We start from the raw sequence: 13,602 nt of genomic DNA, 5'->3' as shown, positions 1-13,602 counted from the left end.
TTGTTAAACAGTATACGAAAGATTCTTATTCAATTAATGAATGGATTTCGATGCTGTCTACGATTGGTTTTGTGGAAAAAGCACCCGATTTAATTTTAAATAAGTTATATGCAAACTTATTTAAAAACGTTCGCAATAAGATATTGATCGCGGGTGAAGAGTTTGATATAAGTGGTTGTTATTATAAGAATAACGATATTCCATTTCATTTATCAGAAGCTTCAAAAGATGTATTATACATGTTGTTACTTGATATCAAAGATCAATTAACTTCTAGTGAAATTGAGTGGTTTATTAAAATGTATGATCTTGAGACAGTTGAAAGTCAGGATTCCTTTAATTTAGATGTATCTTTGTCTAATAATGAGAGTAGTAAAGTAACATTTGATTTTTCAAAAGGCGAATATGCTCAACAAAATGTGAAGACAGAACTATTATCGGCAATTGGTAATGATATAAAAGTGATTAAAAAGTCAATCACACGTTGGCGAGCTGCAGAGCATCAATGTGTGGAGTTTGAAGAGATGCAAGGCAATATTGCTAAAGATGTAAGCAAACAAAATCTAGGATACGACGTTGTTAGTGTAACATCGGATAAGATAGAACGTTACATAGAAGTGAAGTCCGTTAAAAGTCGTGGTGCTAAAATATCGATGACCAATAATGAATATACTGCAGCACATATAAATGGTGACAATTATTTTCTTTGTATTATTTATGAGGAGAATAACGACGTAGTGTTTGAATATATTCAGAACCCTTTGGAGAATTTAAAGCTAGAAAAAGTAGTACGTCAATGGGAATGGGCATGTGAAGAATATGAAGGAAATATATTTAAGGTTAGTAGTGATTAGATAAAGCAGGTTAATTTAAGCTAAGTACTTGAATTTTTAGAGTTCATGATTAGAACTTACAACATTGTGAAGAACTCACTGGATTAGAGTTAGTATAGTGACTTAAGAACGAATTCCAAATGGAGGAATTCGTTCTTTTTGTTGAACTAGTGGTATAACGAATGGAATAATAATAATCTTGGTTAAGATATATAAGTTGTATCAAAATATTAATATTGAGAGGGTGTTTTAGCACAATAAAGAGTCAAAAGAAGCCTTTTATATAAGAGATTCATTAGTATAGTTAAGTATCTTCTTTCATTAACCGCTCATTCACAGTAGAAACGAAATTATAAAAGGATCCCTCTTTTATGATGTTAGGGTTGAAACCCTCACTTTCCTTTTTGATAATGGTCTGAACGACATCGCCAAAGCCAATTGTAACCCAGTATTTATGATTATCAATAATTTTCTCCCAGGTTGCGTTTACAAATTTCCCTGTATCATTTCGAACCTCAGATGTTACCACTTTCCATTGAGTAGGATTAAAATTTAAAAGAGATTGAATTACCTCATTAGGAATTTCCCTCTCTACTTTTCTCTTATTAAAGTGCTTCCCATGTAATTTCAATGTTCGTGGATTTTGGAATTTATATTTAATTCTTTCAAAGAGATAATAAGGCCCACCTTGGGCATGAAAACGCGATGTTTTGAATCTGACTCCCCAAAAAATTTCCTCCTAAGTGTAATGTTAATTTATTAATTTAAATTATTATATGATTTTGCTCAATGTGCAATTTCTGATGTTATCCAAAAATCAATTGAGTTATGAAATTATTTGAAGGATTGATAAATTCACCAGCATCTTTAATTAATGAATGTAATATTTGAGAAAACAGGTCTTTTAATGTGAGGAATACCTTTGGTTTTCTTTGGAGCTATGCAATAAGTGTTTGTAAATCTTTTATGAAAGCAATTTCGATTTCAGAGTCAGTCTGTTTGATAACCTTTTTACATTTTTTACAGCACAACAGATTAGTGAATAAGAGTTTCATAAATCTCCATTAATTTGTTAATAACAGATAGCAGTAATTATTATAAAATAATTATCGGATATCTAAATTATACTGGAGGGTTATATATGGGAAACATTTTATTTGAAGATTATCAAAATCACCTTAAAGAAAATATAGAAAAATATGAAAGAGATTATTATTCCACATGTATAAAAATAGATAAATATTGGATTGATGAAAGTTCGTACGATTATAAAGCTACATTTGCAGTAAAAGAAAAAGGTAATAAAAACTATGGTGGAATATACTATGGGATTTTGTTTAATTTTTATAACGGTGAAATTGTTGCGGATGAGAATTTGGAAAGTAAGTATATTCTGTTAGAAGATCTAAAAATATTAAATAGATATAAATCAATCGACAAAGATTCCTTCGCAACGTATAGATCCCTTGAGCAAAATTGGGTTGATTCAAATGACTTTGTTGAAACTGATAGTTACCGTTTTGCCTATGATGGTAATTGTAGTCAGGTTATTGAAATAAGATCAAGATCGAATAGCGATACATTTGAAAAAATACCTAGTGAGCTTGAAGGATACATTAATAATAAAATAATTAGAGGATTTTTATTAGGGATTAAACGAGAAAACCTGAATGAAAGTAGATATAAACTATACTTTGCCTATTCAGGAGAATTTGGTATTTATGCGTATCAAGTAGTAACTTATATACACAATCCTAATGAACCCTTAGAATTTGGATCTTGGGATTACAGAAATACAGAAAACTTATTTCAATCAAACCTATTTTCATCTAGTGATTTAGAAAAAATTTTAAGCTTAATAAATAGATGATTTTTTGTTATAGTATGTTGTTTTTATAGAAATTTACGTGGAAATGAATACGCTCTGTCCCTATTTATTTTTGTAATAAAAGCAGAAGAATTGAATATTTTTTGGGGAAAAGAGCTGTATGTTTGAGAAATCAAAGCACTGCTTTTTCTTTTAGTTAATACTGCAAGGGAAAGAGTCTTATAAACGTAATACCAGGTTTAAAAAATACGGGATTGAACCATAGGCATAATGTCTTGGGGATTTTAGCATAACCTCCACAATCATTAATCCACCTAAGACTACAAAACCAACCTCTAAAATGTTAAAGTAGTAACTTAACGACATTCATTTACACATGCTAAAAGCATTACTATAATCAACATTTCAGGAGGACAAACAATGGCTATAAGTAATAATGATATATTAATTCGAGTAAGATATGCTCTGGATATAAAAGATACAGATATGGTGGAGATATTTAAACTTGGTGGCGTTGAAGTAACAAAAGAAGAAGTGCGAAAGATGCTGACAAAATTAAAAAACAGTTACTATGATGAAGTTGATGATATTGATGTAGTTGAATATGATTACGAAATAAAATGCAATAATGTTATGTTAGAGTCATTTTTGAATGGTTTTATTACTTTTAAAAGAGGAAAACAAGATCCAAAACCAGGGCAATCGGATAGACAAGCGATGTCTTTAAAGAGTAATGGAAGTGTTAATAATCTCGTTCTAAAAAAATTGAAGATAGCACTATCATTAACAAGTGAAGATATGCTTGATATATTAGAAGACGTAGGAGTCATCGTAACAAAAGGAGAATTAAGCGCTCTATTAAGAAAAGAAGGCCATAAGAATTACAAAGAGTGCGGTGATAGATACGCAAGGAATTTCTTAAAGGGATTAGCTGTAAGCTATAGAGGATAAGAAATAAGCATTGTAACATTTATGATAAAGCAGTAAATGATATAATAGGTAGAGTAGGACGTTTGTAGCCTACTCTTTTTTATTGGTAAAAATAATTATGAACGCATACGTTAGGTGATGAAATGGTACATACATATTTAGGTGAGACAATTAATTTTCATATAACTTATAAGAAGAAAAAGTCCGTGCGTCTTTTTGTAGATTCGTATGGAAATGTGGAAGTGCAAGCTCCGAAAGGGACACCTGTTGAATACTTAGTCCAGTTGCTAGAGGAGAAATGGGATTGGATTCAGAAAACACGTAAGGAAATGCAGGAGCGAGCGCTTGGACCACAGGAAAAGGATTATGATCAAGGAGAGGGCTTTCTGTATTTAGGGAGTACGTATCCGATACAGATTTCTCAAGATGCAAGTATTACGCAAGACAATGCAGTTTTTGAAGGGGATAAGCTACACATTTATGTGAATGAGCTTAAGGATGAGAAAATACAACAAGCTTTAAAACGTTTTTACTATAAACAGTGCAAGGCATTAGTAGAAAAGAGTATTAAAGCACATCAAAGCAACTTTAAAACAAAGCCTCGTTCTATTCGTATTACAGATAGTAGTCGTACGTGGGGAACTTGTGATTCAAATCTACAACTAACATTCAATTGGAAGCTAGCGATGGCACCACAGCAGGTAATTGACTATGTAGTTGTTCATGAAATGTGTCATATGGTTCATTTAAATCATGATCGATCTTTTTGGCGTCTTGTTGGGAAGATAATGCCTGATTATAAGGAAATGGAAAACTGGTTAGCGTTATCGAGTTGGAAGATGACGGTGTAGTAATGCGCTTTATATAGGTTGCGATTATTGTAAATATTTGTCGGTAAGTCGATATATTTCAAAAATCGCTGATATATTTGGAGTTGCGGTCAATATATTCAAAAAATCGCTCATATAATCTCATTTACCAGGTAATTATTGAATGAGGAGAAAGTAAAAGTAGATGTCACAGTGGACATCTCCTTTTACGGGTGTAGGAATTATCGTCCAAACTTCACAACGAAATTCCCATCTATTTTCTCCATCTCATATCCACGATACCCCTCCGAAAGTAACGCTTGCTTTTCACTAACATCACTCATCGGAATATCTTTAACATCCGTCCAATCTCTTTCTGTATCCTTACGCAACTCCTTCACAAAAACATACCGCATACTACCACCATACTTCTCCTTCAGCGCAGCAATTTCCATTCTTTGCGCGAACTTATCCTTTAAACTAGGAATGTTGAAAGGTGCAACGGTGCAGCAAACGTAATCGTATTTGCTGTCTTTTTTTTGTAATTCATCCATGATGACTGTGGCTAATATTTTTTGCATACCATTTCCTCGGCAGCTTGGATGAACGTTTGAGATTTCTTGATAGATGACGCGGTGTAGCTGACTTTCTGGTAGACCAATATCAAGCCCTAAATGTTCATCGTCGATAGGAGGGACTAGTAGGGCACGAAATGCGATGAGCTCGTTTTGTATAAAGGCACCGATCATCATTCCGTTTCCTTCTAGAATGTATTGAAATTCTTCTAGCGAGAGTGGTTGTAAACGACCTTTATCTTCTAGCGCTTCAACTACAACGTTTTGTAATGATAAAATTTGTTCCATATGTTCTAAAGATAGTAATGTAACGTGAAATGGATCGTTGTTTTGTTTTAGTGTTCCTTCGTAAAGAATCGTCATGTGTTAGTCCTCCTTTAGCGTACAACGTCTTGAAAGACGGTTAGTTCTTGTAATGTATCTTCGTTTATTTCAATGCCGAGTCCCGGCTTTTCGTTTAAGCGAATAAATGGTACGTCGTAATGTAAGTTTCCGATGTCTTTCGTGAATTTTAATGGTCCTGTCAGCTCGACGCTAGTAATGATTTTTTTTGAGAAAGCGACATGGAATCCTGCGGAAGAGGCAACAGATGATTCGACCATGGATCCAACTTGGCATTCAATGCCTGCCATTTCAGCTTGATGAGCGAGTTTTACAGCTGGATATATGCCGCCGCATTTCATTAGTTTTATATTCACTTTATCAGCTGCGTCTAATTTAATAATTTGGCGCATTTCACGAGAGCCTTTTAATCCTTCATCAATCATAAGTGGAAGATCTGTTTTAGAACGAATATGAGCCATTGCGTCAATATCATCGGCTACAACAGGCTGTTCAATCCAGTCGATGTTTAAATGTCCTAATGAACGAAGTGCTGTTAATGTGTTTGCGCTATTTTTCCAGCCTTGGTTTACATCAACGCGAATCGCGATATCATTTCCTACACGTTCACGTACAGCTTCAATTCGTTTTACATCTTCTTGTACATTTGTACCGACTTTCATTTTGAAAGATTGGTAACCTTTCTTAATCATAGAGGCAGCTTCTTCAGCCATATTTTCGGGACCTGCAATACTTAAGACGTGAGTGACAGGAAATTCTTCATGGTAGCGTCCGCCAATTAATTGATATACAGGTTGATTTAATTTTTTACCCAGTATATCAAAACAAGCGATATCAATCGCAGCTTTCGCAGTAGGAATACCGTAAATTGTATTGTCCATCATATCGTGTATTTTCTCGATATTCATTGGGTTTTGTCCGATAAGAGCAGGAGCTAGTGTATGTTTTAAAACATGGAAAGTACTTTCCCATGATTCACCTGTAACGTGATCATCGGCAACGCCTTCGCCGTAACCGATAATACCTTCATCTGTTTCCATTTTGACGATAATAGAAGGCATATCAGAATAAGAACCATAACTAATAACAAACGGATCGCGAAGCGGTAAACGAATTGCGTAAAGGTGAATAGCTGTAATTTTCATTGAATAAAGACCCCTTCCTGTTTACAATGGTTTTGTACATTTGATATAGTTGACGTTAAATAGTCGTTAATTAATGATAAGGAGTTAGAGAAAATGATGATAAAAATTGCAGTTGTCGGTTCAAAAGAGTTTATGGAGAATCTTTTACCTATTGCTCATAAACTAGAAGAGATAGAGATTGATCCATATATTTACCTTCACCCGGCAGAATCTTCTGAAATATTAAAGCGTTTAAAACCTTGTGATGTTATCTTTTTCTCAGGTGCTTTACCTTATTATATGGCAAAAGAAATAAGAGAACAATTACGAATTCCAAGTACGTACTTACAGCAAGACGAGACAACTGTCGCATCTTCACTCCTTTCTATAATATATCATCAAAGTATCCAACCTCATAAAATTTCAATTGATTTAGTAGATCGTTCGTTTATTACAAATGTGTTCCATGATATCGGTCTGAAAGAAACGCCGCAAGTGATGGATTATGAAAATATGTTATGGAGTAATGATGAAATTAAGAGCATCATTGATTTTCATTTAGCTAAATATCAATCTGGAGAGGTCGATTTAGCTTTAACTAGTATTCACGCTGTCTACGACGAACTTCAAAAAATAGGTATTCCTTCAGAGCGTATGATAGACCCGACGCAATCAATTATACACGGGTTAAAAGATGCAAAAATAAAAGCTGAGTTAGCAAAAAGCCATTCAGCTACTGTTGGTGCTTGTATTATATCCTTTATAGAGTTACAAGAAAGCTCGCTTGAACAATTAAATGTAATTTCAAAAGAATTACGTGGTTCATTTAAACAAGTTGATGAAATGACTTTTATTTTGTATACAACTCGTGGTGATATCGAATCGAGTACAAAAACAAATACAATAGATCGTTTATTTACGAATATAGAAGGAGCGGTATCTATTGGATTTGGTTACGGAAAAACAGTAAATGAAGCGGAACAAAATGCAAAAATCGCTCAAGGTTTCGCAAAAAATAATCCGATAGAGCGCCGCTTTTATATACTAACAAGTGATAAAGAATTATTTGGTCCGTTCCCGAAAGAACAGAGAGTACAAAGTTTAAAAAACGATAATCCTGAATTAATGAAAATAGCGAAGGAAACGAAGCTTAGTCCTGCAAACCTGTCAAAAATTATTCAATTTAGTCAGTCGCATCCATCATTGAAATTTACAGCGGCCGATCTTTCTGAATACTTACAAGTGACTCGGCGATCGACGGAAAGGCTGTTAAAGAAATTAGTTGATTACAGGTATGCCAATATTTGCGGCGAGGAAATGCCCTATCAACAAGGGCGCCCTCGTGCAATATATGAGTTGAATTTACCATTGTATTCGTTTCAAAAATTTTAAGCTTCTAGTTGCGCTTTTTGTTTTTTCAATAGGTCTGCTTTTTCAATATCCGATAGCTTCGTAATTGTGAAGCCAGTTATACCATAAATGATTGAAATAATAGGTACGATGAAATTCAATATAGCATAAGGAGCATATTCGAATGCGCCTACTCCAAGTGTTGCGAGTATAAATACACCACATGTATTCCAAGGTACGAAAACAGAAGTTAATGTTCCACCATCTTCTAATGCTCTGGATAAGTTTTTAGAATGTAGTCCTTTTTCTGTGTACGCATTTGCATACATTCTTGAAGGAACAACAATCGAAATATATTGTTCAGAGCAAGTAAGATTCGTTGCAAAGCAAGATGCGATAGTAGAAGCGATAAGTCCTTTTGATGATGTCGCTAATTTTAAAATTTGATTTACAATTGAGCGAAGAATGCCAGTATGTTCTAGTACTCCTCCGAAAGTCATAGCGACAATTGTCATAGAGACTGTATTCATCATCGAATCTAAGCCACCGCGGTTAAATAGTTCGTCTACTAGCTTGTTTCCAGTGTCTATGACAAATCCAGTTTGGAGTGCACCGACAGATGCTGAGACAGAACCACCTTGAATAAAGACTTGTGATAAAAATCCTAAAATAATACCTACGAGAATAGCTGGTATAGCTGGTACTTTTTTAGCGACCAATACCATAACGACTACGGGTATGATTAATAGGAAAGGCGAGATAACAAAGTTTTGTTGCAATACTTGTAACGTTTGATCGATGCTTTTTGCATCAATATTGTTATCACCGAAGCTTCTTCCTAATAAAGCATAGACGATAAGAGTAATAATTAAACCTGGAATTGTAGTAAATAACATATGACGAATATGTACGAATAAATCTGTATTTGTTAATCCTGCGGCTAAGTTTGTTGTGTCTGAAAGCGGTGACATTTTATCGCCAAAATAAGAGCCTGAAATAATGGCACCAGCAACCATTGGAGCTGGGATTCCCATACTTAGGCCAATTCCCATTCCAGCAACACCAATTGTTCCCATTGTAGACCAAGAGCTACCGATAGCTAATGCAACGATAGAACAAATAATTGTAATTGAAACTAAAAATAGTGATGGAGTTAAAAGTTTTAAGCCGTAATAAATCATAGTTGCGACGATTCCGCCGCCAATCCAAGCACCGATCGTTAAACCTACAAGAATAATGATAACGATAGCGGGTAATGCGAGACGAATTCCTTTATACATCGATTCTTCAATGTCATTCCATTTGTAACCGTATCGCCAAGCGACAATAGAAGCAACGGTTGTACCGATAATAAGTGGGACGTGAGGGCTTTGTTCTAATACAACAATTGTAACCATCATAACTGCAACTGTAATGATAATAGGGATTATTGCTATGCCAAAAGGTATTTCTCTTTTCATAAACTGCCTCCTCATTATGTATGTTTGTATTTTTAGAATTGTCGCAAAATAGACGTTATTAAGTTATAATAACTAAAAACAGATGTAAGCGTCAACATAAAAACAGAAAATATCGAATGTTCTATTTGTATGGATACCTTTATAAGATGAGTTGAAATCGGGTATTAACGGTATTAAAAAATAAATAATTGACTTTTTTCTTAAAATTCAATATGTTCATAAAAACATCTGTTTTTCATAAGTATAATTAATCTGAATGGTTTGTAATTAGGGGAAGGAGAATGAAGCTTTGAAAACATTAGAACTACAAGAGCGTTTAACTGAAATTTTTCAGCATTTACATGAAAACCCTGAAGTAAGCTGGAAGGAATATGAAACGACAGCTTATATTACTAACTTTCTAAAAGAAGAAGGAATTTCATATAAAATATTTGATGATTGCCCTGGCGTGATTGCTGAAATCGGAAGAGGGAATCCAGTTATCGCGATTCGTGCTGATATGGATGCACTATGGCAAGAAGTAGACGGAGAATTTAAAGCGAATCACTCATGCGGCCACGATGCTCATATGACGATTGTGATGGGCCTTATTTTACAATTGAAAAATATGAGATGGGATAGCGGTACTGTTAGATTTATTTTTCAGCCGGCAGAGGAAAAAGGAAATGGTTCCTTAAAGATGGTAGAGAAGGGCGCCGTGGATGATGCTGATTTCTTATTTGGTGTTCATTTAAGACCGATTGAAGAACTGCCTTTGAAACAAGCTGCACCATCTATTCGTCACGGAGCAGCAGGATTTTTAGAAGGGATGATTCATGGAGATGATGCACACGGGGCACGCCCGCATCAAGGTATAAATGCAATTGATGTCATTTCGATGATCAATATTGGATTGAAAAATATATGGTTACCGCCGCAGACGTCTTATTCTGTTAAGATGACGAGATGCCAAGCTGGTGGTGATAATCTAAATATTATTCCAGGTAACGGACATTTTAGTTTAGATGTAAGAGCAGAAAATAACATATTACTAGATGAATTGAAGCGAAAAATAGAGCAAGTAATTCAGTCAGCTGAATCAATGGGATCTAAACTTTCTTATGAGTGGATTGATCTCGCACCAGGAGCTGAAGTGTCAGAAGAAGCTGAGCGTTTCATGCGAAAAGGTATTCTTGAAGTATACGGGGAAGAGGGATGTACTGGACCACTGTATACGACAGGAAGCGATGATTTCCATTACTACACAGTGAAGAGACCGCATTTAAAAGCTGTCATGCTTGGACTAGGGGCGAACTTACAACCTGGATTACACCATCCGTATATGAAGTTTGATCATAGCTGTATAATGGATGGAGTAGAAATATTGAAACAGACTGTATTGAAAGTGCTGGAAGACAGGGGCTAGAAAGCTCCTGTTTTTTGTAGGAATTTGTCGTTAAGTCGATATATTCGATTTTGCGGCGATATAATTTCACGTACCAATTAATTTGATGAAAAATTCTCCTCTAGTACATGGTGTATAATAATAAGTACCATTTGTTAATAGGAGAAAAAAATGAACGAACAATATTACGATGCTGTATTAAATATAAAAACCGTTGGTGAGCAAAAAGGGTTTAATAAATCTATGCACTATCACCGTTATGAACCGACACCGTATAGCGGGTTGGATGAGTTATTGAATCAATATGAAATAAAAAGTAGCGATCGAATTGTAGACTTTGGGTGTGGAAAAGGGAGATTGAATTTTTACATGCATCATAAGTGCGATGCATCAGCGGTTGGAATTGAAATGAATGAAGCGTTTTATAAAGAAGCAATGGAAAACCGTGAGCGTTATGCAAGGAAGGTAAGAAACAGTAAAGATAAAATTCAATTTGAATGTTGTTTAGCACAGGAATATGAGATTGATCCACGTGATAACCGGTTTTATTTCTTCAATCCATTTTCTGTCCAAGTGTTTATGAATGTAGTAAATAACATTTTGCTTTCGGTAGAGGAAATAGAGAGGAAAGTGGATATTATTTTATACTACCCTTCTGAAGATTATATTTTCTTCTTGGAGAATCAGACTGCTTTTGAATTGAAGAGAGAAGTTAGATTACCGGGTGCTTATGATAAGAATGGGAATGAGAGATTTTTAGTTTATACATTAGGATTATAAAAAAAGCAGGTGCCTTGGCACCTGCTTTTGTAAAACTCACGTCTATATAATTAGTTACGGATTAAGTAATCAAATGCGCCTAAAGCTGCATTTGCACCTGAACCCATAGAGATGATGATTTGTTTGTACGGATTATTTGTACAGTCACCAGCACCAAACACTCCTGGTACGTTTGTAGCGCCGTGCTTGTCTGTTACGATTTCACCGCGAACGCGTTCAACTGTTTCGCCTAACCAGTCTGTGTTTGGCACAAGACCGATTTGAACGAATACACCTTGTAATTCAACGTGATGAACTTCTTCAGTTTCACGATCGATGTAAGAAATACCGTTTACTTTGTCAGTACCAGTGATTTCTTTCGTTTGAACGTTTTTCAGAACAGTTACGTTAGGTAAGCTGTTAAGACGTTCTTGTAATACAGCATCAGCTTTTAATTCTGGCATGAATTCAAGAACAGTTACGTGCTTAACAATACCTGCTAAGTCGATAGCTGCTTCAATACCAGAGTTACCACCGCCGATAACCGCTACATCTTTTCCGATGAATAATGGACCGTCACAGTGTGGGCAGTATGCTACACCTTTGTTTTTGAACTCAGCTTCACCCGGTACGCCAACATTACGCCAGCGAGCACCTGTTGAAACGATTACGCTCTTACTTTTCAGAATAGCGCCGTTTTCAAGTTCCACTTCAATAAGTTCTTTTTTCTCTAAACGTTTCGCACGTTGTAGATTCATTACATCGATGTCGTATTCTTTTACGTGCTCTTCAAGGCTTGCTACTAGCTTAGGACCTTCAGTGCGTTTTACGCTGATGAAGTTCTCAATACCCATAGTATCCATTACTTGACCACCGAAGCGCTCAGCAACGATACCAGTGCGGATGCCTTTACGTGCTGCATAAATTGCTGCACTTGCACCAGCTGGGCCGCCACCAACAACAAGAACATCGTATGGATCTTTATCAGAAAGCTCTGATGCATCTGGACCGTTACCCATTTTAGCTAAAATTTCTTCAAGTGTCATACGACCGCTTCCGAAAGATTCACCGTTTAGGTAAACAGTTGGTACTGCCATGATGTCTTTGCTTTCTACTTCCTCTTTGAATGCAGCGCCATCAATCATAGTATGTGTAATACCAGAGTTTAGAACGCTCATCACGTTAAGAGCTTGTACAACATCAGGACAGTTATGACAACTTAGGCTGATATAAGATTCAAAATGATATTCGCCTTGAATGTTTTTGATTTGATCGATTAATTTTTGTTCAACTTTTGGAGCACGTCCACTAACTTGTAGTAAAGCTAACACTAATGAAGTAAATTCGTGTCCTAATGGAATACCAGCGAATACGACACCAGTGTCTTCGCCAGGGCGATTTACGCTAAAGCTTGGTGTTCTCTCTAGTTCAACTTTTTCTACTGTAATCTTAGATGACATAGTAGCTAATTCATCTACTAGAGATAACATATCTTTAGATACGTTATCGTCTCCTGCGCTTACTTTAAGTAAAATATCGTTCTCCATTAACTGAAGGTATTGGGATAGTTGTGTTTTTATATCTGCATCTAGTATCATTTTGATCGAACTCCTTAGATTTTGCCTACAAGGTCAAGGCTTGGTTTAAGTGTTGCAGAACCCTCTTGCCATTTAGCTGGACAAACTTCACCTGGGTTGTTACGTACGTATTGAGCTGCTTTAATTTTGTTAACAAGAATGCTTGCGTCACGGCCGATACCGTCAGCATTGATTTCCATAGATTGGATAATGCCGTCTGGATCGATGATGAATGTACCACGAGCAGCAAGACCTTCTTCTTCCATTAAAACGTTGAAGTTTGTAGTGATTGTGCGAGTTGGGTCACCAATCATAATGTATTCGATTTTGCCGATAGTTTCTGAGCTATCATGCCATGCTTTGTGAGTGAAGTGAGTGTCTGTAGATACAGAGTATACTTCAACGCCTAAGTCTTTTAGAGTTGCGTATTGGTTTTGTAAGTCTTCAAGTTCAGTTGGACAAACGAATGTGAAGTCTGCTGGGTAGAAACAAACTACGCTCCATTTTCCTTTTAAACTTTCGTCAGTAACTTGAATAAATTCTCCATTATGGTAAGCATTAGCTTTAAACGGTTTTACTTCTGTGCCGATTAATAACATATTAAAATTCCTCCTAAAGGTTGGTTTTGAGC

General features: G+C 35.5%; 13 protein-coding genes. 7 read left to right on the top strand and 6 right to left on the bottom strand.

What is annotated here, in order from left to right:
* A partial coding sequence (locus tag AB3X48_RS10750; protein WP_367959457.1) for a protein NO VEIN domain-containing protein occupies positions 1 to 854 on the top strand: 854 nt, incomplete at its 5' end.
* Positions 855 to 1,137: 283 nt separating this feature from the next.
* Here the strand turns inward: AB3X48_RS10750 and AB3X48_RS10745 are convergent.
* Positions 1,138 to 1,464 carry a hypothetical protein gene (locus AB3X48_RS10745; RefSeq protein ID WP_088098649.1) on the bottom strand — a complete coding sequence of 109 codons (327 nt, stop codon included), beginning with the start codon at positions 1,462 to 1,464 and terminating at the stop codon, positions 1,138 to 1,140.
* 510 nt (positions 1,465 to 1,974) lie between these two features.
* Here AB3X48_RS10745 and AB3X48_RS10740 point away from each other — a divergent pair.
* From AB3X48_RS10740 to AB3X48_RS10730, 3 genes are all read left to right on the top strand, one after another.
* On the top strand, positions 1,975 to 2,703 hold the full coding sequence (locus tag AB3X48_RS10740) for a hypothetical protein (RefSeq protein ID WP_088098650.1): 729 nt from the start codon (positions 1,975 to 1,977) through the stop codon (positions 2,701 to 2,703).
* Between the two features lie 378 nt (positions 2,704 to 3,081).
* Positions 3,082 to 3,612: a YehS family protein gene (locus tag AB3X48_RS10735; RefSeq protein ID WP_002010158.1), complete on the top strand. Its 531-nt coding sequence runs from the start codon at positions 3,082 to 3,084 to the stop codon at positions 3,610 to 3,612.
* Positions 3,613 to 3,734: 122 nt separating this feature from the next.
* Positions 3,735 to 4,442, top strand: coding sequence for a M48 family metallopeptidase (locus AB3X48_RS10730; protein WP_215597149.1), 708 nt, complete (start codon positions 3,735 to 3,737; stop codon positions 4,440 to 4,442).
* 200 nt (positions 4,443 to 4,642) lie between these two features.
* On the opposite strand, the gene AB3X48_RS10725 is transcribed toward AB3X48_RS10730, so the two are convergent.
* Positions 4,643 to 5,338 (bottom strand): GNAT family N-acetyltransferase, encoded by a 696-nt coding sequence (locus tag AB3X48_RS10725; protein ID WP_246907435.1) that lies wholly within the window; start codon positions 5,336 to 5,338, stop codon positions 4,643 to 4,645.
* Positions 5,339 to 5,352: 14 nt separating this feature from the next.
* A complete protein-coding gene (locus tag AB3X48_RS10720; protein WP_088098652.1) occupies positions 5,353 to 6,462 on the bottom strand; it encodes a mandelate racemase/muconate lactonizing enzyme family protein in 1,110 nt (369 codons plus the stop codon).
* Between the two features lie 93 nt (positions 6,463 to 6,555).
* Between AB3X48_RS10720 and AB3X48_RS10715 the strand changes: the two genes are divergently transcribed.
* Complete coding sequence (locus AB3X48_RS10715) at positions 6,556 to 7,833, top strand: transcriptional regulator (protein ID WP_088098653.1); 1,278 nt, start codon at positions 6,556 to 6,558, stop codon at positions 7,831 to 7,833.
* Here the strand turns inward: AB3X48_RS10715 and nhaC are convergent.
* Positions 7,830 to 9,251, bottom strand: coding sequence for a Na+/H+ antiporter NhaC (gene nhaC / locus AB3X48_RS10710; RefSeq protein ID WP_002063594.1), 1,422 nt, complete (start codon positions 9,249 to 9,251; stop codon positions 7,830 to 7,832). The genes AB3X48_RS10715 and nhaC overlap by 4 nt on opposite strands.
* A 289-nt stretch (positions 9,252 to 9,540) precedes the next feature.
* Between nhaC and AB3X48_RS10705 the strand changes: the two genes are divergently transcribed.
* Both AB3X48_RS10705 and AB3X48_RS10700 read left to right on the top strand, forming a co-directional pair.
* Positions 9,541 to 10,656: a M20 peptidase aminoacylase family protein gene (locus AB3X48_RS10705; protein WP_002159466.1), complete on the top strand. Its 1,116-nt coding sequence runs from the start codon at positions 9,541 to 9,543 to the stop codon at positions 10,654 to 10,656.
* A 150-nt stretch (positions 10,657 to 10,806) separates the two neighbouring features.
* Positions 10,807 to 11,415: an SAM-dependent methyltransferase gene (locus AB3X48_RS10700; RefSeq protein ID WP_002159465.1), complete on the top strand. Its 609-nt coding sequence runs from the start codon at positions 10,807 to 10,809 to the stop codon at positions 11,413 to 11,415.
* 50 nt (positions 11,416 to 11,465) lie between these two features.
* Here the strand turns inward: AB3X48_RS10700 and ahpF are convergent, their stop codons facing one another.
* Both ahpF and ahpC read right to left on the bottom strand, forming a co-directional pair.
* Positions 11,466 to 12,992 (bottom strand): alkyl hydroperoxide reductase subunit F, encoded by a 1,527-nt coding sequence (ahpF, locus tag AB3X48_RS10695; protein WP_002124933.1) that lies wholly within the window; start codon positions 12,990 to 12,992, stop codon positions 11,466 to 11,468.
* A 14-nt stretch (positions 12,993 to 13,006) separates the two neighbouring features.
* Positions 13,007 to 13,570 carry an alkyl hydroperoxide reductase subunit C gene (gene ahpC, locus AB3X48_RS10690; RefSeq protein ID WP_000924419.1) on the bottom strand — a complete coding sequence of 188 codons (564 nt, stop codon included), beginning with the start codon at positions 13,568 to 13,570 and terminating at the stop codon, positions 13,007 to 13,009.
* Positions 13,571 to 13,602 lie beyond the last annotated feature (32 nt).

Source organism: Bacillus sp. S4 (assembly GCF_040838205.1).
GTDB classification, from domain to species: Bacteria; Bacillota; Bacilli; order Bacillales; family Bacillaceae_G; genus Bacillus_A; species Bacillus_A cereus_U.
Note: the sequence above shows the minus strand (reverse complement) of the source record. Positions and strands in the feature narration are given on the sequence as shown.